This is a genomic window from Rhodohalobacter barkolensis (genome assembly GCF_002834295.1).
GTDB classification, from domain to species: domain Bacteria; phylum Bacteroidota; class Rhodothermia; order Balneolales; family Balneolaceae; genus Rhodohalobacter; species Rhodohalobacter barkolensis.
In genome coordinates this window covers 336,812-356,720 of the sequence record NZ_PISP01000006.1, presented here as the reverse complement: position 1 = coordinate 356,720, position 19,909 = coordinate 336,812, and the positions used below count along the sequence as shown (strand labels likewise).

The 19,909-nt window shown below is 42.4% G+C and carries 17 protein-coding genes; 2 read left to right on the top strand and 15 right to left on the bottom strand.

The genetic code is table 11. From position 1 onward, the window contains the following. Position 1: 1 nt before the first annotated feature. The 11 genes from CWD77_RS15065 to CWD77_RS15015 form a co-directional block, all read right to left on the bottom strand. Positions 2–793 carry an ABC transporter permease gene (locus CWD77_RS15065; protein WP_101074414.1) on the bottom strand — a complete coding sequence of 264 codons (792 nt, stop codon included), beginning with the start codon at positions 791–793 and terminating at the stop codon, positions 2–4. After that, positions 790–1,512, bottom strand: a complete 723-nt coding sequence (locus CWD77_RS15060) for an ABC transporter ATP-binding protein (RefSeq protein WP_101074413.1) — start codon at positions 1,510–1,512, stop codon at positions 790–792. The genes CWD77_RS15065 and CWD77_RS15060 overlap by 4 nt, the downstream gene beginning before the upstream one ends. Next, positions 1,509–2,744, bottom strand: a complete 1,236-nt coding sequence (locus CWD77_RS15055) for a nitrous oxide reductase family maturation protein NosD (protein ID WP_101074462.1) — start codon at positions 2,742–2,744, stop codon at positions 1,509–1,511. The genes CWD77_RS15060 and CWD77_RS15055 overlap by 4 nt, the downstream gene beginning before the upstream one ends. Positions 2,745–2,763: 19 nt before the next feature. Beyond that, positions 2,764–3,198 carry a nitrous oxide reductase accessory protein NosL gene (locus CWD77_RS15050; protein WP_276307529.1) on the bottom strand — a complete coding sequence of 145 codons (435 nt, stop codon included), beginning with the start codon at positions 3,196–3,198 and terminating at the stop codon, positions 2,764–2,766. 68 nt (positions 3,199–3,266) lie between these two features. Continuing rightward, positions 3,267–3,797: a hypothetical protein gene (locus CWD77_RS15045; RefSeq protein WP_101074411.1), complete on the bottom strand. Its 531-nt coding sequence runs from the start codon at positions 3,795–3,797 to the stop codon at positions 3,267–3,269. Between the two features lie 15 nt (positions 3,798–3,812). After that, complete coding sequence (locus CWD77_RS15040) at positions 3,813–4,385, bottom strand: hypothetical protein (protein ID WP_101074410.1); 573 nt, start codon at positions 4,383–4,385, stop codon at positions 3,813–3,815. 170 nt (positions 4,386–4,555) lie between these two features. Further along, on the bottom strand, positions 4,556–6,535 hold the full coding sequence (gene nosZ, locus CWD77_RS15035; RefSeq protein ID WP_101074409.1) for a Sec-dependent nitrous-oxide reductase: 1,980 nt from the start codon (positions 6,533–6,535) through the stop codon (positions 4,556–4,558). A 38-nt stretch (positions 6,536–6,573) separates the two neighbouring features. Continuing rightward, positions 6,574–7,038: a c-type cytochrome gene (locus CWD77_RS15030; protein ID WP_101074408.1), complete on the bottom strand. Its 465-nt coding sequence runs from the start codon at positions 7,036–7,038 to the stop codon at positions 6,574–6,576. Positions 7,039–7,105: 67 nt separating this feature from the next. Next, entirely contained in the window at positions 7,106–7,570 is a 465-nt protein-coding gene (locus tag CWD77_RS15025; protein WP_101074407.1) for an RrF2 family transcriptional regulator, read from the bottom strand. A 151-nt stretch (positions 7,571–7,721) separates the two neighbouring features. Beyond that, positions 7,722–10,298 (bottom strand): M14 family metallopeptidase, encoded by a 2,577-nt coding sequence (locus CWD77_RS15020; protein WP_101074406.1) that lies wholly within the window; start codon positions 10,296–10,298, stop codon positions 7,722–7,724. Positions 10,299–10,591: 293 nt separating this feature from the next. Next, entirely contained in the window at positions 10,592–11,719 is a 1,128-nt protein-coding gene (locus tag CWD77_RS15015) for a baeRF7 domain-containing protein (RefSeq protein WP_101074405.1), read from the bottom strand. 215 nt (positions 11,720–11,934) lie between these two features. On the opposite strand from CWD77_RS15015, the gene CWD77_RS15010 reads away from it, so the two are divergent. Next, positions 11,935–14,844, top strand: coding sequence for a PD40 domain-containing protein (locus tag CWD77_RS15010; RefSeq protein ID WP_101074404.1), 2,910 nt, complete (start codon positions 11,935–11,937; stop codon positions 14,842–14,844). A gap of 42 nt (positions 14,845–14,886) precedes the next feature. On the opposite strand, the gene CWD77_RS15005 is transcribed toward CWD77_RS15010, so the two are convergent. Both CWD77_RS15005 and CWD77_RS15000 read right to left on the bottom strand, forming a co-directional pair. Continuing rightward, on the bottom strand, positions 14,887–15,468 hold the full coding sequence (locus CWD77_RS15005) for a hypothetical protein (protein ID WP_101074403.1): 582 nt from the start codon (positions 15,466–15,468) through the stop codon (positions 14,887–14,889). 306 nt (positions 15,469–15,774) lie between these two features. Further along, positions 15,775–16,404, bottom strand: a complete 630-nt coding sequence (locus CWD77_RS15000; RefSeq protein WP_101074402.1) for a hypothetical protein — start codon at positions 16,402–16,404, stop codon at positions 15,775–15,777. 291 nt (positions 16,405–16,695) lie between these two features. On the opposite strand from CWD77_RS15000, the gene CWD77_RS14995 reads away from it, so the two are divergent. Continuing rightward, positions 16,696–16,923 carry a hypothetical protein gene (locus tag CWD77_RS14995; protein WP_101074401.1) on the top strand — a complete coding sequence of 76 codons (228 nt, stop codon included), beginning with the start codon at positions 16,696–16,698 and terminating at the stop codon, positions 16,921–16,923. Here the strand turns inward: CWD77_RS14995 and queA are convergent, their stop codons facing one another. Both queA and dxs read right to left on the bottom strand, forming a co-directional pair. Next, entirely contained in the window at positions 16,924–17,925 is a 1,002-nt protein-coding gene (queA, locus tag CWD77_RS14990) for a tRNA preQ1(34) S-adenosylmethionine ribosyltransferase-isomerase QueA (RefSeq protein WP_101074400.1), read from the bottom strand. A 58-nt stretch (positions 17,926–17,983) separates the two neighbouring features. Continuing rightward, positions 17,984–19,906, bottom strand: coding sequence for a 1-deoxy-D-xylulose-5-phosphate synthase (gene dxs, locus CWD77_RS14985; RefSeq protein WP_101074399.1), 1,923 nt, complete (start codon positions 19,904–19,906; stop codon positions 17,984–17,986). Positions 19,907–19,909: the final 3 nt, after the last annotated feature.

Sequence of the window (19,909 nt, the reverse complement as noted above, 5' to 3'; positions counted from 1 at the left end):
TCTAAAAGTCTTTCTTTCTGAAAACATTGAGACCGATCCAGCTCGGCACTGCAAGCCAAACCAAAAGCATAGCACTTGCCACTGAAATCCCCATCGCGGTTCCAAAAAAGCGATTAAATACAGCACCGGTATAGCCCATCAGGGCGGAGACATCAAATTCGAGCATCACCATGATCCGGGCCAGATCGATCGGGTTGAGCATGGAAACGGCTATCACAAAATTCTCCAGCGGGTAGTCGCCGAATAGAAATACCAGCATTAAAACCAGGCCATCATAGAGTATTGCCAGGAAGAGCCACACCACGATCGTAAATCCAAATCCCTTGATTTTATCTTCATAGAACATCAAACCGAAAACAAATCCCAGGGAAGCGAAAATGAGAGTCAATATTCCACCCAGTGCCAGAACCATCGCTGATGCCATCCCGTCAATCATCAGGATTCCGTGCCACCCGAGCGGGAGCATCGACCCAATAATAAACGCCGCCATCAACGGAGTGGATATTCCCAAGAAGAGACCCCAATAGAGGACGCCCCGGTTGATCGGCTGTGTCAGTAAAAGTTCCACAAACTCACGCGACTGATAGATATACAGAATTCCGTAAATCATGCCCACCAGCGGCACAAACAACAGCATTACGTTACTCAGGCTCAGAAGTGTTTCTGCACCCCCTCCGCCAAATCGTAACAGTGTATCAGTCAGAACCAGAAAAATTAGGCCATAACCGATTACCCATTTACCGCGCAGCAGTGATTTCCATTCGTTTTGGATAATATGCATCAATAAACTCATGCTGCTACCTCCTGCGGGTCTTCATCCATCATGGTTGCAATTGCCGCTTCTAAACGAGTTTCATTGCTCTCATTCAGCAGCTTCTCCATAGAACCGTAGTATCTAATATTTCCATCCAGGATAAAGACAACGTGATCCACCAGCTGCTCCAGCTCACTCATGATGTGAGATGTGATAATTACCGTTTTTCCATCCTCTTTCTCATTCTCTACACGCTTTTTAAACTTATGGCTTGAACGGGGATCGAGCCCGGCGGTCGGTTCATCAAAAAAGAGAATATCGGGATTGAACATCATTGCCAGCGTAGCACCTACTTTTTGCCGATTACCGCCTGATAAGTTCCGAAGTGATTTTTCCAGTTCCGGTCGAAGCGTGAACTGATCGATCAATTCCTCTTCATAAACGGGATCCTGATCTCTGAGGCCTTTGATGAAATCAAAAAGCTCATAAACTCTCATGTTTTCGGGGTAACGGGCCACCTGTGGCATATAGCCAATATTTTTCCTGTATTTTCCGTCTTTGTCCAACGGCTGACCATTTACTTTGATCAGACCGGAATCCGCTTTCACCAATCCTAAAATTGTTTTGATAAGCGTTGTTTTTCCGGCGCCGTTGGGTCCCACAATTCCGGTAGCCTGACCTTTGGGAATCGTTAAACTCATCCCTTTCAGCACATCCAGCTGGCCAAACGACTTTTTAACATTCTCAATTTCAATCATCTTACTATTTGATCCATTTTTGGGTTTTCATCGTACAAGGTTTTTGGAGTCAGAACCGGCGCAATACGTTCAGCTGTATCCAGCAGCTTGATGAACATACTTCTCAATAGAATGAGCGATTCCGGTTGTTTTGTAATGACCATGGAAAACAGACTGACAGGCCTGTAAGGCACATCCCCGATTCCGTCTCTGTCCAAGTCATACCCCTCGTATTGACTCCAATAGTTCCCCTCAAATTCATTGTTGTTTCTCGGACTATCGGTCCTAACGTCGAAACTGTTTTCAATAAAATTATTCTCTGTAAACTGGTTACGAGCACTGTTTGATTTGATGTTCACCGCCCAGCCATTCAATTCTATGTCATTTCCATGAATGTGAACTTCATTCGTCCCTTCAGAATAGATTGCTACTGTATTTCTGTAAAATCGGTTTCCCTCAATTTTACTATAGTTGATATCCTTAAGCAGAAGTCCGTAAGCAGCAGTACCCCAGTTGTGCTCAAACAGATTGTTCATCATGTCCACATTGTCGGAGTACATCACTGCAACCCCGGCTCCGTTCCTGCGGAAAATATTGTCGTAGTACCGGCCGCCATCAGAAAACATGTAGTGAAGGCCGTAACGGTTATTCTCATTACTGGTGTTACCATAAATTTCTGCATTGTCTACAAACTCCAGGTAGATTCCATCCCTCATCCCCATCACTTCATTGTCGATGATTTTTGGATTTTTCACACTCCAGAGATGAATACCGTTACCGGAAGAAGCTTCCCGCGTATCGAAGGCTTCCACCCTATTGTTTCGAACTACTCCGCCTTCGGTCTCGGCTAGGTAGATACCAAAAAAAACATCTTCGAGGCGATTGTCTTCAATAATAAAATCCTTGACTCCTTCAATCATGATCGCTGCATAGTCTCTGACGTAACTGCGCCCGGTTCTTTTGATATTAAAACCTTTTATCGTCACGCTGTCGGCTGCTATCACAAAAATAAAGCCCTCACTGTTTCCATCAATTAAGGGATAATCAATGCCCTCCAAGGTTAGCGGCTTATCAATACCAATATCACTTTCCATGTAGGTACCTGGCTCTACAAGAATATGCGCGCCGGGCTCGGCCATCTCAACAGCTTGCTTGATTGACTTGATTTCGCCGTCCGGACTGACAACAATTTGTGCCAATCCCGGTTGAGCCAATAAAGCAAATAGCCCTGCTATGATAGTTTTTAAAATCATTCCCCTCATTATGATCTCATTAATTATTCATCATCTGGCGGCCACCGGATCCATTCGACAGCCACTCGCGTTCAACAATTTGTTTTACTGCTTCATAATCTACGATATCCCCGCCATACTCATCCTTCATCTCCTCAGCTGAGGTTCGATCAGCATATGCTGACAAAAAGAGACCCATTGGGCTGCGAAGTGTTTCGCTATGCAGATATACAGCCTCTTCAGCATTCAGCCATTCTTCACGATCCAGAAAGTTTGGAACCCATTTTGAATGAAAATTCTCGCCATCTTCTGTAAGGTCATATGCGGCCATGCATTCCACTGAATCGAACTTATATGCACGCCCTTGATTGTTTACGATCTGCGATCCAAATTCCGCGTCCGTAATCATCATTCTGCAGTAAGCACACTCATCGCTACCGTAGTTGATGGGTTGTGGTTTGGGCTCACAGCCCATAAGAATTGCTGCTGAAAGTACTATCAGCGATAAAATTGATCCGCCCCTCATTTTACACCTCAAAATTATTAATTAACAGACGCTTTCAATTCGTCGTGATTGATGTTCCATTGATCGCTTACCAATTCCAGAACTTCATACCAAGTATGAAATTCACCGGGATAGGCATCATAGATGTAATCCTTCATCTTTTCGTTGGAATTATCAATCGCTGTTAAGGACATCCCGTTAGGACTCGGTCTTAAACTGCTCTTCAGAAAAGTCAACTCATCGACCGGTAAATATTTCTGGCCATGTGCAAAATCCACGATCTCCAATCTTTCGATTTCATCTCTGTTCTCCATTTCCAGATAAAACCCGGCAACACATTCTACTGACATAAACTTATGAACGGTTCCGTCCTTCATGGTGATTTTACCCCCATATCGTACGGTTTCGATCACGTCATTCGTGTAGCTGCAAATATCTGACCCGTACTCAATATCCACTGAGTTGGTGTATCGATAAACATCATCGTTGTTCTTTTCTGAAGCTTGATTACAGCCCCCCAGCAGTATCAAACCCATCACAAAAATTGTGACTATTGCTTTATGATCCATTTTATTTATCTGTCTTTATTTTTTGAATTTTTCAGTCCATGTTACCCAGCCCGCCATCAAGAATGACAGTCCGATAAATATTGAGCCGGTTGTTGGCCAGGAGCATGCATTGATGTTAAGAAGTTGTTTACAGCCAAATAGTGGTGGTTGATAACTCATTCCCGGCACCTTAATCGCTGCATCCGGGTTTAGATTATGTCCATAGTCGTAGCCCCACAGATAGAAGTCTACAAATCCGACTATTCCAATCAATACCATCAATACCAGCCAGGTAATCACAAGTTTTACACTACCGGTTGCGGCGGCCACCAAGCCGAGAATGATCATGCCGGCAAATACCCACGGCATAATTTTAAATTCTATAAAATCTTCTTTGTGTATTTCACTCATACCAATGTAGTGGTTCAGCTGGTTGATGCTTTTCAAGTCATGCTTATTATGACCGGTTACATCATCAATATGAATATGCATTCCAATTCCCTCCGGGTATTGCGGTGCCGACATATCAATGGTCCAAAATGGCATAAAATATAGAGGGATCAGCAGTAGGGCTGCCAATGCCATTATTACTTTTGATTGATTTTTCATTTTCCCTGTATTCGGTTATTTCGTTTAGTTCATGATAGGGTTTGATTTTTGAACCAAACCCCGTCATCAACTAAATGCCCGTTTATTTTATGATCCCGGGTCCGGCAACTAACCGAACCCGGTTCTGGATCATAAGTCCCGATTATTCCTCGGGACGAGGGGCTCTTTGGTTATTCGTTTGTACTCCACGTTAATTCTACATTTGAATCAGGTCCAGATACCCGAATATATCCCTGCATCTCCTGGTGAAGTGCAGAACAGAAAGCTGTACAGTAGAATGGATAGATTCCCGTTCTGGTAGGTGTCCACTTGATGGTTTTTGTTTGTCCGGGTGGTACAAGCAGCTCAGTGCTTTGAGAGCCTTTTATAGCTATACCGTGAACAACATCCCATTCCTGTTCCATGTTGGTTAAGTGAACATATACGTCATCACCTAACTTAACTCCCTCGATATTATCGGGACGGAAGTGGCTTCGAGTTGCTCCCATATAAATATGGACATCATTTCCTCTGCGCTCTACACGGTTTTCAGTCATTCTAAGAAGAGCATCCGGGTGATCGTTTTCCTCCATTTCATAAATCTTCGCAATCTGATCTACAATTTTATCAGCCTTGATGGACTGTGCATAGTGAGGCTCTCCAATGGTTGGGAAGTCTAACAGCAGCTCCATCTTATCACCGGATATATCATATAGCTGAGCCGGGTGATTTTGTTTTGGGCCGGTAGGCAGATATCTGTCTTTTGCCGTCTTAGTCAAACCAACCATGTATTGAGCGTCGGGATCAACAGTATCACCACCTGTAATCATTAAGTGACCGATTGAGTAGTAAGAATCTATTCTGTCAACCACTTCAAACGTCTCGAGAGACCATTTTACAATTTCAGATGAGATATACACAGAGGTATACGCATACCCTTTACCGTCAAATTCGGTATGAAGCGGACCTAAGCCCGGATTTTCCACTTCTCCGGCTATGGTTGCATCATAGTTCAATACCGGAATTCCATCGATGTAATCATCAATATCATCGTTTTCAATCGCTTCCAGCATATTTGAGAAGGAGTGTACCGGTATAACGGTAGCCAGTTTACCGCCACCTACAATGTACTCACCGGTTGGGTCTACATCTACACCGTGAGGAGATTTAGGAGTTGGCAGATAGTAGATGAAGTTTTCATCTATTTCACGTGTATCTAATACTGTAACTTCATTCTTTACTTCTGAAACTGCGTATCCCTGTTTCTTGCCATTGTAATGATTGTGATAGTACTCGGCGTCCATTGTTTTTCCATGCCCGTCACGTACAAGTTCGGCAGCTTTTTTCCAGTTCACGGCAGCAATAAAATCTTTGTCGTTTCTGGATGCATTCACTTCAAGCATAGTGTGTGCTTCCTCGGTGTTGTATGTAGTGAAGAAAACCCAGTCACTTGAAATACCCTTACCGGCTCTGCCCAGGTCGTAGTTGTAAGGAGGTACTACAATTTGGAAATCCACCTCCATCATACCTGTCTCCTGATCAACCTCTATAAATGATAGCGATCCTCTGAATTCATCACTGTAGCTATCGATCGGCACATCCAGATCTTTTTCGTAAGGAATACTGAATCGGGTTGCTCCAATCACATACTCCGTGTTCGAAGTAACATATGATGAAGCGTGATTACCGCCGGTGTTTGGCAGCTCCAGAATCTCTTTTGTTTGAAAAGTTTCCAGATCAATTCTTGCGATACGCGGTGTATTATTTGCATTGATAAAGATCCATCTTCCATCGGCGTTTCCATCTGTTTGAGAAATATGCGGATGGTGAGAATCATCCCATGGGATAAATCCGTAGCTGGTATTAAATAGAGGTTTAGTTTCTTCAGAATACCCATATGCAGTTTCAGGATCCTGAGAAAAAACAGGTATCACTTTCAACATACGAGCTGATGGGAGTCCCCATACACTCAATTGCCCACTGTATCCACCGGAGAAGAATCCGTAGAATTCATCGTGATCTCCTGGAGCTACATATACTTTTTGCGCAGCGTCTCCACTGTCTAGCATTCTTTGTTCAGAAGGACATCCCGTAAACAGAAATGCGGCTAATGCCACAAAACCTGCTCCCAATAATATCCCTCGTAACCTTTTATTATTATTCTTATTCATAGTATTGTTTGTTTATGTTTGATAGAGGAGTTGTTTGATTAATTGTTCATGTTATAGTCTCTTAGGTATTCCACCAGGGCTCTGGCGTCCTCTTCTGATACATTCTGAAACGGCATCACTGACATATACTCCTGAACCAGTTTCTCACCTTCAGGATGGTTCTTTGCCATGCCACCCGGATTTAAAATCATGTTCATTATGTATTCCGGGCTTCTTCGATCTGCCACATCACCTAGCGCCGGTCCTACCATTCGGCCCTCCATATTGTGACACATTTCACATTTCATTTCAAAGATTTCCTGGCCCCGTACCCTAAGATCATCATCAATGTCGTCACTGATATCTAACCTTGCAGTTATAGGACCTATGCCGTGTTCCAATTCGAAATCACTTAAACCTTGCTCCTGAGTCTCTTCCTCTTGTGTCTCCTGCTGAGAGTCGCCACCTGAGCAAGCTGAAAATGTTAATGCGAGTGCAAAAAAAATTGTTAATAAAGGTTTCATTTTGGTTAAATCTTATTTTGGTTAAAAGATAACTTTGTCTTAATTAGGATTAAATTTTTTTTTGAGACTATTCTAAATCAAAAAATTTCTCAAAGCCTCCTTTTGCTGTTAGTCGTAAATTCTCTTCCATTCCTTTTATGGCCAGGTCACTGATGCTGGTGCTTTCCATCATCTGTTTAATTTTGTCTCTTGTTTCGGCCCACTGCTCGTGAAAAGGACATGGTTTTTCAACTCCGCACCCTGGTAAACCTAAAGCACATTCCGTAAACAGAGCCGGACCGTCAATGGCAATTACGATATCCATGAATGTAATTTCTTCGCCTGATCTCTTTAAGCGAACACCACCATTTGGCCCTTTAAAAGACTCCAACAGATTATTTGCAGTAAGTTGTTGTAAAATCTTAGTTAAGAAATGAAATGATATCTCAAGATCATCACTCATTTTCCTGATAGGAATGTAGTCCTCACTCGATCGGGAGGCGAGGTATAGCGAGGCGCGCAAGCCGTAAATACATGACTTAGATAGTAGCATTATGATCCAAAAAGTAATTAAGAGTATTTAATCTTAAATTAAGGCGGCCCGGCTTCTTTGTCAAGACATTTTGGAAAATTTGTCCGAAATAAATAAAAAAGCCTGTACCCTCAACTTGGGATACAGGCTTAAACCCTAAAAGAAACAATAACTAGTTCGTTGCGGTACGGCTAATTTGATCCCCAAAAAACAGTGCATTGGCAAACAATTTATTGGTACCAAACCAAAATGCTCTGAAATTTGGATTGTCTACAAATCCAATCACGCGGCCCGATCCGTAACTTCCTACCATGATGGATGCCGTATTCTTTATCAGCTCACTGTTTTCACCCGAAATATAACCGCTCACCAATGGGTTGTCGGTTAAATAAAGTGGCGTAGCAGCCTGATTTTCGGTAATCTGAAGAAATGTGGTGCTGTTTCTGAAAATGTGCATGCTATCGTTTCGGTAGCCAAACATCAGTGGGTTCGTATTGTCTAAATTGGCTTCAAATATTGATCCTCCAATACCTTGTGCCCCGCGTGCGGCGGAAAGATCTTCGTAGGCAACTCTCCTGTTATCAGAAGATTCCTGCTCTACTCTTTCGGCGTTCAACAACCCTTCACTGATAGCCCAGTTTACTGCACTTTTTTGAACGATTAATGTTCCTCCGTCACGAACCCAAGATTTAAGATCTGCCTTCGCACTTTCGCTAAGGTCTCCGTAACCTCCGTTCACCAGAACTAACCGGTTATATCGGCTTAGGTCGGTTCGTCCTACCCTGTCTTTTTCCAGCAGCGTAATCGGGATCTTATATCTCTGATCGAGCTGATGCCACACCTCGCCAGCCTCAAGGTTACTTACACCGCTTCCTACAAGAATAGCTATGCTCGGTTTTTCTAGGGCATTCACATTTGGACTGCCCAAATCAACGCCGCTTGCAGCAAGTCCGGTTCTAAGGTTATAAACGTCTACACCGTCTTCCTCAGCGATCTCCTGCATGGTTCTGAAGATGGTTGCCTCATCTACATCCTGGATTCCTAACGGTACGACTATTGTACCATAATTAAACTCTTTAGCACCGGTTGAAACGACGGATTGAAACTTCTGAAATGCTGCCTGAGTTCGAACCCCAAGTTCTTGCAGCCTGTAAAGCGCACGTGGAGCATAATATTCATCCCACTCAAAAGCATAAGCGTAATTACTTCTACCGCCGATGATCTGTCCGGATGGTTTTTCAGGCGACTCAACTCTATCTCCCATCAAGTTTGAATCAAACTGACGCTGATTCAATTCGACGTGAGGCAGGTTAAATGCAGATGGTAAAGTCCACGTAGAAACATCATAAAAAAGGCTGTCGGTAAACTCAGTTCTCCGTTCAAACATCGCCTCTATAAACTTATACTCAGTCTGTTCAACCGGAATTACCCAGGCCTTTCCCTGCTCAAAGCTCTTACCATCCACTTCAAGATTCTGAGCCAACTCATAAATTTCAACATTATGACGGCTCATCAGATCGGCAAAGTGGTAGTTTTTACCGGAATCGTATGTATCCCCTATAACAAAAGCTTTCACCGAGCTGCGTGACGCCTCTTGCTGTACTTCCCGATAAAACTCTCTCATGTTATTATGGAGCTCCATTCTCAAGCCATTTGCCGCTTTAACCGTCGAAAGTGATGTTCTGAACTGATTTCTAACCGCAAATGGGAACTCAACAACTCCGTGATCGCTCTCCTGCGCATGTCCTCGAGAACTCGCCTGTTCAAACAAAATCCCGATTGTTCCAAAAATGTCGGGATAGGTGGAACCCTTTCCGTAGTAGAAATCATCGAAAGACTCCCTGGTGTAATAAAGACTTTGAATTTCATCCAGTTCGTCCGCATGGTACTCCCCAATCGCTGCCGTTAAGTCCTGATTTCTTTGCGGGGTTAACGGATGTGTTCGGGATGGAATACCCGGCTGGAAGAAAAATGTGGAGTTAGTACCCATTTCGTGATGATCTGTAAGCACATGTGGTTTCCACTCCTGATACATCTTAATTCGGCCACGGCTTTCCGGGTGCACTACCGGCATCCAGTCGCGATTCAGGTCAAACCAATAGTGATTGGTTCTGCCACCGGGCCATACTTCACCAAACTCACGCGCAGCCGGATCGGTAGCAGTTGTAGCACTTTTATGCATATTCACCCATGTAGAAAAACGCTGAAGTCCATCCGGGTTGAATGATGGATCGAGTAAAATTACGGTGTTGCTTAGAGTCTCCTCAATTTCATCTCCCTGAGCTGCCGCAAAGTGATAGGCACTTACAAGGGATGCGTTTGAGCCACTTGCTTCATTTCCGTGAACGCTGAATCCCATATTCACAATTACCGGCATCGACTCCAGGTCGAGATTACCGGATCGTTCTGGATTACGCAAAAGACTTTGGTTCGATTTAATCTGATCGATTGAACTGTGGTTGTCCGGTGCGGTAATGGTCAATACAAGAAGCGGACGATTTTCATACGTGCGGGCATATTCCTGTATGGTTACCCGATCTGAGGCTTCAGCCAGCGCATACATATACTGGACCAGCTTGTCGTGTGTAATATGCCACTCACCCACTTCATGGCCAACCACTTCTTTAGGTGTTGGAATATCAGGGTTATAGGTAACGCCATCCGGCAAGTAGTATTCCAATTCTACCTGCGAAAAGGCTACCGCAGGCACAATGAGCAATAGTAAAATAGATTGTAGTAAAGATTTCATTCGATACATTTGAATTTGATTAATTATGGCAAAGATTGCCACTATAGTAATCAATTCATTGCACTCTTTGAAATCAGAACCGATTCTGAAACAACTTTTTAAATATACTTATGGTAAGGGGCTACATGACCTTAAGCTTTTTTGATGCCTGAAAATCTATGATTTTCCTCAGGATATCCCCCTCTGTTTTTAGCTCCACTCAGAATAACACTGAATAACTCTCTCTTTTATAGACATAAAAAAAGCGGTATCCGACTTTTCAGACACCGCTTGAATTTAAAATACTGACTCACTTAAAATCTGAACTCAGCTGCTACAGTAGAGTGCATAGGCATCTCTTCTTTTTCCAGCATATAAACGTTGCTTCCGGTTTTTCTGCCAGTAATAGAAAGCCAGTTCAGCAGTTCAATGTCTCCATTTTTGGGTTTACTGCTGTAATGAACAGTTTGTTCAGCTTCATCAAACACGCCCCATTTCTTTTCATCTTTTGAGATAAAAATAGTGTGGGATCGGCCCTGAATAGTAGCCTCCACAATGTCGCCCAAATTGTTGGATACCTTGCCTTCTGTTTTTTCAGAAAATTTCTCAAGTGAATTGTACATATCTTTTAGAAAATGCTTCTGAATTACATTCCATCCTTTATCTTTAATTTCCTGATCTGACAGCTCATCCGGATTGAACTCTACTGCATCATCAACTAACCTGCCGTAATTATTCACTTTTTTATAGAGGGATAGGTTATCCTTCAGTCCCATAGCCACGAGCGGGTCATTTCTTTCTCGCATTACTTTTGTAACCTCTTTTTCAAATTCACGCAAGTACTGCTCTACAATAACTTTTTTGTCCTCCTCACTTGCCCCGTGACCAAAATACATGGCTTCTTGAGATTTGGATCCTGTGTGGTATTGAAGTTGTTTTTCCTGGTCAACTTCAAGATAGTCTGCAACAGAAACCGAAACATCCGCAGGCGTTATATCTTCTACGTCATCCCGGGTGCACTTCAGTAGTTTAGCGTCCTGGCGACTAACCGCAACTACACAGAACGTGCCATCCATACTTAACATAGGAAGCAGCGGTGTAATCAAGTGATGGTCGTTTACATACACCTCACTATCCACTTTATATGGCAGTTTAAAAATATCGGTCTCACCCTCTGTTATATAAATGGCCAAACTTTTATCTGCGTGTGACCAAAACATCGGTTTATCAAGCAGGTCAAATGCCGATTTCAAATACTGTTCAGCATCAGACTCTTTTTTACCGTTCTCTTTCAAAATAGAAACGGCTTCAGTCAACAAATTTTTTAATCGAATTGGGTCCTGTTTGGACTCTTCTCCGGTTTTATGAGTTGGCAGGGTGATTGTTACCAAATCACTCCCTTTTCTGTTTACCAGTTTATTGATTTCATTTTCACTTACCATCCTAACCTCGTCTATTACTTTAGGTTATTTGTTACGACTCTTATAAAAACATAAAAAAAATTTGAATATAAAGGTTCCACTATCGCTCTTATGCGGATACAAATTTCACTCAATGCCTTTATACCAAGTTAACTACAGAATATCTCTTCTTTGCATTAAATCTGTTTGTATTCAATCAGAATGTTGTGATATTTACACCCTCAACCAAGACTGTCATGAAATTATATTCTCTTTTCCTTCTCTTTTTAGGGTTATTGATCCAGGATGTTTCTGCCCAGATCTATTCCACACAATACCGCCTGCCCGGATTGGACTGGCAGGAAATACAATCTGAACAGTTCAGGGTCATCTATCCCGCTCAATACAGAGAAGAAGCCATTCGGTCTCTCTCTATCCTGGAAGCGGAATATGGAGATATTCAAAACCTGTTTGGAGGAGAACTCAAAAAATTTCCTTTCATTTTAAATCCACAAAATGATCGATCAAATGGATTTGTAACCCCTATTAACTTCAGGTCGGAAGTTGAACTCTCTCCAATTCGGGGAAAAGCCTTAAGTCCACAATCGGGAGACTGGCTTGAGTCTGTTTTACCTCACGAGTTGGTTCATGCCCTGCATTTTAGCGTGAACCCACCGGCGATGACAAGATTATTAGGCCTATTTTCGCCTGATGTAAGACGATCCGTTCACTCTGCAGCACCTCTTGGTTTACATGAAGGAATTGCCGTTGAATATGAAAGCCATGGCTCAATCCCGGGATCAGGCCGTGGAAACTATCCCTTTTTCAACCATCAATTTAACAGCTTGCTGGATACTTCTGAAGAGTGGTCGATGGGACAGTTATTACACACTACAGATTATTCACTCCCCTTTAACAGGCATTATATTGGCGGCTACCAATTTATGCACTGGCTTCAGAATAAATATGGTGTGGAGACGGCCAAAAATTCTATTCAGTTCCATTATAAATACCCATTTTTAGGATATGGATTTGCTTTGAGAACCCAAACCGGTGAATGGCCGGCTTCACTATATCGGGAGTTTTCTGATGAAATGAGTTCCGACGAGCAGGATAGAAAAACTGAATCCACCCGGGACTTTTCAAATGCTCCCGGAATTCAGCTTCCCTTAAGTGGAGAGTGTCGGCGCGCAAACAGGCCTCTTTGGACGGACAATAACACTCTGATATTCTATAGCCGGTTTTGCAATAAACCGTCAGGTTTTTACCTCTACGATATTGAATCTGAACAATCAGATTTGTTGACCGAAGTTGTAATCACAGAAGATCTTATTTACAATTTCTCAGAAGATTCCACATCTATTCATTTTAGCCGGTACCATTCAGATTCAAGATATGACAATGTGTTTCGCGGAGATCTTTATCAACTCAACCTCCGAACCGGAAAACCATATCGAATCACAAAGGAACAACGCTTGTTTTCTCCGGTTGAGCATGCAGGTCAGCTTTATGCCCTTCAATCAGATGCACACACTCAAAACCTTGTTCTTTTAGATTCCGGAAATGGCGAAATCATCAAAAAGTTTTCAAAACCGGACAACAGCTCAATCATCCAGGCTTCTCCTTTTCCAAATGATTCCGGCAACGTTGCTCTTATTGGTAAAATAAACAGTATTCAGGCGGTTTGGTTTGAATCTCTTCTTGAACAAGAATCTGTTCTAACCGGAGAACCGGACATCGTTTTTGAAAACGGATCCATATTTGACCTGAGCTGGCATCCCGATGGCAACCGATTGTTGTTAGTTTCGGATGATGATGGAGCCATGAATATTTATGAATACCATGTTGGCGAAGACCAAGTCAGCCAGATTACTCACGGTATTTACAATAGCTTTGAACCCTCTTACTCCCCCGACGGATCAAGGCTTGCATTTGTGAGTCAGCAGCAAAATGAACAAATCCTACAGCTACTTGATCTTGAAGATGCGGAGAAATTGAACCTTCCACGTACATCTTATAAATCAACCCCTCAAATAACGGAACGGCTGAAACGTCCACTCATGAACCGAGACAATCAGCCGGATTCTTCTTCATGGGAGTTTAAACGTTATCAAACAGGTTTAGGATGGTTAAAACCAAGACTATGGATACCCGGTTTTGAGAGGCAGAATGGTTTTGACCGTTTCAGCCTAAACTTTGAAAGCGTGGATCAATTGAATAGTCAGCGATATGAGTTCGAGTTATCTCACTACCTGGATCGGTTCTGGTACGATCTGGAATACAACTACAAAGGATTCTTTCCCGGTTTCAGATTCAATATTTTTAATGATCCTTCACTCATTTCATTTCAGGTGACCCAGAATGATCAGGAATTCAATGCCACTTTACTGCAACAATCACGAGGCGTTTCACTTAAAGTACCTTTCCGATATTACCTTGAACGGAACGCCCGGTTCTCTTCTCTGTTGATTGAACCTCAATATTTTATAAATCAGTTAAAATTTCTCAATCCGGACAATACATCTCAATCCTATTCAGAATTCGGAACACGCCACACGTTAGGTTTAAGAACCGTTTTTAACTATAACCTGCGTCAGTTTACCAGAGATGTACAGCCCAATTCGGGGTGGGTGTTTTTTACAGAGTTGCGCTATGGGTTGAACCGAACAGATTTGAATATTCAATCCGACCAATTTACGATTGATGCTAATTTAACGGACAGAAAAGGATTCAGGGGTTACATCTCGACCTACATTTCTCCTTTAGCTAAGTTCAACCAATCTTTACGCCTGTCGGGTCAGGTAATTACTCAAACCGATGATCGGGTTTTCAACACCTCATCCCTTTACTCCGATAGCTTTTCTGAACTGCCCCTGCGTGCTACTAATAATACCGGCATTTTCGATACCCGTTACACTATTCCAATCGTTTATCCAGACGATGGTGGGCTTCTGCTGCCTGTTTATCTTTCAAATATCTATCTCGTTCTATTTTCTCAGACAGTAGCGGATTTGGATCAGCAAAACTTAGTAGACGCAAGCCGATCGGTGTACGGTGCAGGTATCCGGTCAAGGTTTCGGCTCAGTAACATGGCCATAGATATCGGTATTTCCATTGGCTGGGAACCGACAAGAAATGAAGTAACCTATTATATAGGTGGATTTTAAAAGAAAGAGAGTTCATTATTAAACCCTCCTTTTTTAATGCGCTTACTGCTTTGTTAAAACTGCTCGGAATCTCGGCTCCTCATTTCTCTCCAAAGCGTACACAAATGTTTCCTCTTCCGGATCATACTCCATCATCCAAACGTTGGTAGCAGCTTCAGGTAAAATTTCTGCTGTATAATCATCAGCAGGAAAATATTGTTGATACTCATTTCCGCTTTCATCAGCATAGCCACCATATCCGGTCTCTGGTTCTTCCCCCTCTTCATACTCTTTATCGCCAATGTGATCGTGTGATAGATGCAGTCCGTCTTCACGTTTTTCCAGAACCCACGTTGCGTGCCATGTATCGCCATCACGCAGAAAATCTACTTTGATCTGCTCTTCCGTGCAGGTTTCAACGGTTGCTCTTAATTCTGTATCGACAAGATCGTGATCCGGGTCATCCGGGAATGTTGATTCTCCAATAAAAGTTTCACCGCAAAGAGAAAACAGATTTGCAAAAAATGCTTCCTGAGGTGTATCTGAAGGTAAATCTGGCGTTAAATCAGTTTGATCTTCACTATTGCCTCCACAAGCAGATAAAAATAGTACTAGTGCCGATAAAACGTTGATATATCTCATCATAGTCGTTTGATTTTGGTTGAAGTCTGGTATTAAAACTTATTTTCAGCGATTTAAATTCAAAAGCATTCTCGTTAGCCTCAATAAGCAATCTATAATTTTTAAAATTTATGACAATGAAATAAACCTAATGGGTGCCCTCAGTGTAACCATTTAACTGATATCATCCGGGCCAAAAAGTAAAATCAATATGAACTAAAGATGCTTTCACCATTCAAGACAAAAAAAGCCGAAGAAGAAGTTCTCCTTCGGCTTACATAAATAACACCCTATTTCTTTCAGCATAATTTAGGGCGATATATTATCTAGTTATAATCGATTGGGCCCAATCAAATGACCGGCAAAAAGCACATATCCGGGTTTTGCAGGGACTTCAAAGCGGTCGCCATCAGGTGTAACAGTAAGTACAAAACTTACAGCTTCAGAAGTTGAAACCTTCCTGCCGGCTTCTGCAACAACCTTTGTCACTTCGTCCATTGTGTTAAAAAGGGTGTCAGGAAAAAAGTGAGAGTCTGGGAAAAAGTTAGCATCAGGAAAAAAGTTGGCATCGGGAAATAGACGCTCAAATATTTGCCCCAGTTCACTGATATTCATCAATCTTCCTAAATCAGTGGATCTCTCTGCTGTTCGTATTCTCATGCCGTGTTCTCCAACAATGGAACCCCGTTCATCCAATGCAAATACCGTTAATCTTGCGCTTTGAGGCAGTTCACCCAAATCTTCACCGGGTTTCAGGATGATAAAACGACCATTACTACCGATCCAGCGTGCAAAATCATCGGCTGAAACGCCCTTTTCACCGGCTCTCTCCTGCAACATTTTATAGTCATTCTGATTAAATGATAATTCAAAATGCAACCCCTCATCCTGCTGTGCTTTTAAATCCGTTAAACATATGAAGGTGAATAGTATGGTAAGACAGAAACTTATAAGTTTCATGTTTATCCTTGTTTAAGTTTAAATTATTAAATCAATTAGCATGATTAATGCTATCTATATCTATATGCGTGAACGCGTTAGCTAGACTATCAAATAATTTTCCGGATTATTTGGCATTTGAAGTCACAAGAAATGGGATTTTTGAAAGGCAACTATAACTCAATGCTAAAAGGTATGATTGAACGGTACATGTGGAATAAACCCGTCTGATAATTTGTTTACCTTTCACTCTTAAAATCACTTTAGAACATCCTACAATTGGACTAATAATTAGATCACAGCTTTTTAAACATGAGTAAAGAAGTAGATTCCTATAAACTGGGCAACATTCAGGTGATCATTTCAGAAACAGATGATCCCAATAAATTCAACGTAGACTGTAACGACGGCACCTATCACTCAGAATTTACCGTACGAAAGTATGAATATGAGAACTATAAGCGGCACATGAATCAAAAAATCAAAAACGGTTATAAAGCCCAGTATGAAGAGGAGTCCGGAGACAGTGACAACGCTTAATTAGAGTAGCAACATTGCATCGCCAAACGAATAGAACCGATACTTTTCACGAATGGCATGCTGGTAAATTCTTTTGGTTTCATCCATGCCGATAAAAGCAGAAATCAGCATTAAAAGGGTACTTTTTGGAAGGTGAAAGTTCGTAATCAGATGGTCAACGGATTTAAATGAATATCCCGGAGTAATAAATATATCCGTTTCTCCGGAACCGGCAACAAATTTCCCTTCTATTTTTTGTGCCGATTCCAATACCCGCACACTTGTTGTGCCCACTGCTGTAATACTTTTAGATCGATTTAGCTCATCAGCCTGTTTTTGGGATATTTGAAACCACTCGCTGTGCATAATGTGATCTTCTATCTTATCCGCTTTTACAGGCGCAAATGTGCCCAGTCCAACATGTAGTGTCACCTCTTTCTTCTCTATCCCCTGCTTTTCCAATTTCTCCAGAAGATCCGGCGTAAAATGCAGACCAGCAGTTGGAGCGGCTTTACTTCCCTCATCTTTTGCATATACCGTTTGATATCGATCTGCCAGAGACTCATCCCGCTCTATGTAGGGAGGAAACGGTGTGTGTTTATACTTTTCCGTAATCTCGTCATCCAAAGACCGGCTTAATTCAATTGTACGAATGCCATCTTCTGCAATGTTCAGGGTTTTCGCGGTTAGCCCGTCCGCAAGGTCAACTGTTTTTCCCGGTTTGAATTTTTTACCCGGCCGAACCATCGCTTCCACTACACGATCATTTACCGCCTTTGTGACAAAAATCTCTACTTTATCCTCATTGAACAACAACCGGCACTTCTCTACCTTGCTGTTATTTACAACCAGCGATGTGTTGACGGGCAGATAGTCACCGATATTATAAAAATAGTCGTCCCTGATAGTCCCGGTTTCTCTGTCGTAGACTAATAATCTGGAGTGATCTCTTGGAGTAGCAGGTTTTTGAGCAATCAGTTCTTCCGGGAGGTGATAATCAAAGTCGTCGAGTGTATAAGACAAGGATGTTGTTCTTTATCTGATAGGTTTTAATTTCAACATCAAAGATAAGAATTTCAGGTCATGCAACCTTAATTCCCAATAGATTTTTCACTTCAGCAACAATTCCCTCCGGTCCGATTCCAACTTCATCGTGCAACTCTCTTTGTGTACCGTGTTCAACAATCTGATCCGGCACTCCCAAAATCTTAACGGATACCCCAACGCCTTTTTCTGCAACATATTCAGCCACTGCAGAACCAAAGCCTCCCAACTTTGTACCATCTTCTATGGTAACAATGTGATCATACTCGGAAAGGACCGAATCGATCAGTTCGGTGTCTAATGGTTTGGCGTACCGCATATCGAAATGCCCGATGTAGATCTGATCTTCTTTCAATCTTTCGGATGCTTCAACCACATATTTACCAATTGGCCCAAAACTAAGAAGTGCAATGCTATCTCCTTCTTCAATCACTCGCCCTTTTCCAATCTCAACATCCCGGAATTGCTTTCTGATTTCCATTCCGGTTCCCCTTCCGCGAGGATATCGAATAGACCATGCGGCTTCATTGTATTTCGAAGCAGTATACATCATATCCCGGAGTTCCTGCTCGTTCATCGGCGAGGATACAATCATATTGGGAATCGCCCGTAAATATGAAATGTCATACAAACCATGATGTGTTGGGCCATCCGCTCCAACCAATCCGGCACGGTCTATGCAAAATACAACTGGTAGTTTTTGAATGGCCACATCATGAATTACCTGATCGTATGCCCGTTGTAAAAAGGTTGAGTAAAGAGCGGCAAACGCTTTTTTCCCTTCTGTGGCAAGTCCTGCTGCAAAAGTTACCGCATGCTGTTCTGCAATTCCCACATCAAAGGATCGGTCCGGATACGCATTCATCATCGGCCACAAACTGGAACCACTTGGCATTGCCGGCGTAATCGCTACAATTTCTTCATTTTCCTCTGCGAGTTCGACAAGGGCATCTCCAAAAACATCCTGATATTTTTGAGGAAGGTTCTCTTTTGGCTTAGGTTTTGAAAGTGTTTTACCGGTTATCTTATCAAATGGACCACTTTGAGCGTGCCATTTGGTTTGCTCTCGCTCTGCCGGTGCAAAGCCTTTCCCTTTTACGGTTACAATATGAAGTAATTTTGGACCGGACACGGTTATTAAATCTTCTAAATGCCTTCTCAATGCATCTACGTTGTGGCCGTCTACAGGACCATAATATTTAAAACCCAGCGCCTGAAAAAGTGCCCCCGGTGTTATTGCTGCCGTTACAGCCTTCTCCAATTTAGATGCCACTTTTCGCATCTTCTCACCGGCCGATTTAAAATGCCCCAAGAGGTCATAAATTTCATCCCGCATTTTATTAAACGTCTTGCTGGTCGTAATATCTGCCAGATACTCTTTCAGGGCACCTACGTTAGGATCGATTGACATATTGTTGTCGTTCAAAATCACCAGAATATCAGAATTTTGAGCTCCGGCATTATTCAGAGCTTCAAAAGCCATTCCGCCCGTCATGGCGCCATCCCCTATTACGGCAACCACTTTTTTGTCGGCATGATTTAAATCACTCGCCACCGCCATTCCCAATGCCGCAGATATGGATGTGCTTGAATGGCCAACTCCAAATGCATCATACTCACTTTCAGATCGCTTGGGAAAACCGGAAAGACCATTATACTTCCTGTTCGTGTGAAACTGTTCACGACGCCCGGTTAATATTTTATGGCCATAAGCCTGATGCCCCACATCCCATACAATTTTATCTCTGGGTGTATTATAGATATAGTGCAAAGCCACTGTCAGTTCAACAACTCCCAAGCTGGCACCAAAGTGTCCTCCATAAACTGAAACAGAATCGATGATATATTCTCTGAGCTCATCGCAAACGTCCTGCAGCTGTTCGGCAGACAGTTTTTTCAGATCATGGGGAGATGATATTTTTGCTAAAAGAGGACCGGGAACAGGCTTGTATGTGTCCATAAA

Excerpts from the sequence above, each read along its gene's own strand:
- CWD77_RS15065 (WP_101074414.1), bottom strand. The coding sequence starts at position 793 with ATGAGTTTATTGATGCATATTATCCAAAACGAATGGAAATCACTGCTG.
- CWD77_RS15060 (WP_101074413.1), bottom strand. The coding sequence starts at position 1,512 with ATGATTGAAATTGAGAATGTTAAAAAGTCGTTTGGCCAGCTGGATGTG.
- CWD77_RS15055 (WP_101074462.1), bottom strand. The coding sequence starts at position 2,744 with ATGATTTTAAAAACTATCATAGCAGGGCTATTTGCTTTATTGGCTCAA.
- CWD77_RS15050 (WP_276307529.1), bottom strand. The coding sequence starts at position 3,198 with ATGGGCTGTGAGCCCAAACCACAACCCATCAACTACGGTAGCGATGAG.
- CWD77_RS15045 (WP_101074411.1), bottom strand. The coding sequence starts at position 3,797 with ATGGATCATAAAGCAATAGTCACAATTTTTGTGATGGGTTTGATACTG.
- CWD77_RS15040 (WP_101074410.1), bottom strand. The coding sequence starts at position 4,385 with ATGAAAAATCAATCAAAAGTAATAATGGCATTGGCAGCCCTACTGCTG.
- nosZ (WP_101074409.1), bottom strand. The coding sequence starts at position 6,535 with ATGAATAAGAATAATAATAAAAGGTTACGAGGGATATTATTGGGAGCA.
- CWD77_RS15030 (WP_101074408.1), bottom strand. The coding sequence starts at position 7,038 with ATGAAACCTTTATTAACAATTTTTTTTGCACTCGCATTAACATTTTCA.
- CWD77_RS15025 (WP_101074407.1), bottom strand. The coding sequence starts at position 7,570 with ATGCTACTATCTAAGTCATGTATTTACGGCTTGCGCGCCTCGCTATAC.
- CWD77_RS15020 (WP_101074406.1), bottom strand. The coding sequence starts at position 10,298 with ATGAAATCTTTACTACAATCTATTTTACTATTGCTCATTGTGCCTGCG.
- CWD77_RS15015 (WP_101074405.1), bottom strand. The coding sequence starts at position 11,719 with ATGGTAAGTGAAAATGAAATCAATAAACTGGTAAACAGAAAAGGGAGT.
- CWD77_RS15010 (WP_101074404.1), top strand. The coding sequence starts at position 11,935 with ATGAAATTATATTCTCTTTTCCTTCTCTTTTTAGGGTTATTGATCCAG.
- CWD77_RS15005 (WP_101074403.1), bottom strand. The coding sequence starts at position 15,468 with ATGATGAGATATATCAACGTTTTATCGGCACTAGTACTATTTTTATCT.
- CWD77_RS15000 (WP_101074402.1), bottom strand. The coding sequence starts at position 16,404 with ATGAAACTTATAAGTTTCTGTCTTACCATACTATTCACCTTCATATGT.
- CWD77_RS14995 (WP_101074401.1), top strand. The coding sequence starts at position 16,696 with ATGAGTAAAGAAGTAGATTCCTATAAACTGGGCAACATTCAGGTGATC.
- dxs (WP_101074399.1), bottom strand. The coding sequence starts at position 19,906 with ATGGACACATACAAGCCTGTTCCCGGTCCTCTTTTAGCAAAAATATCA.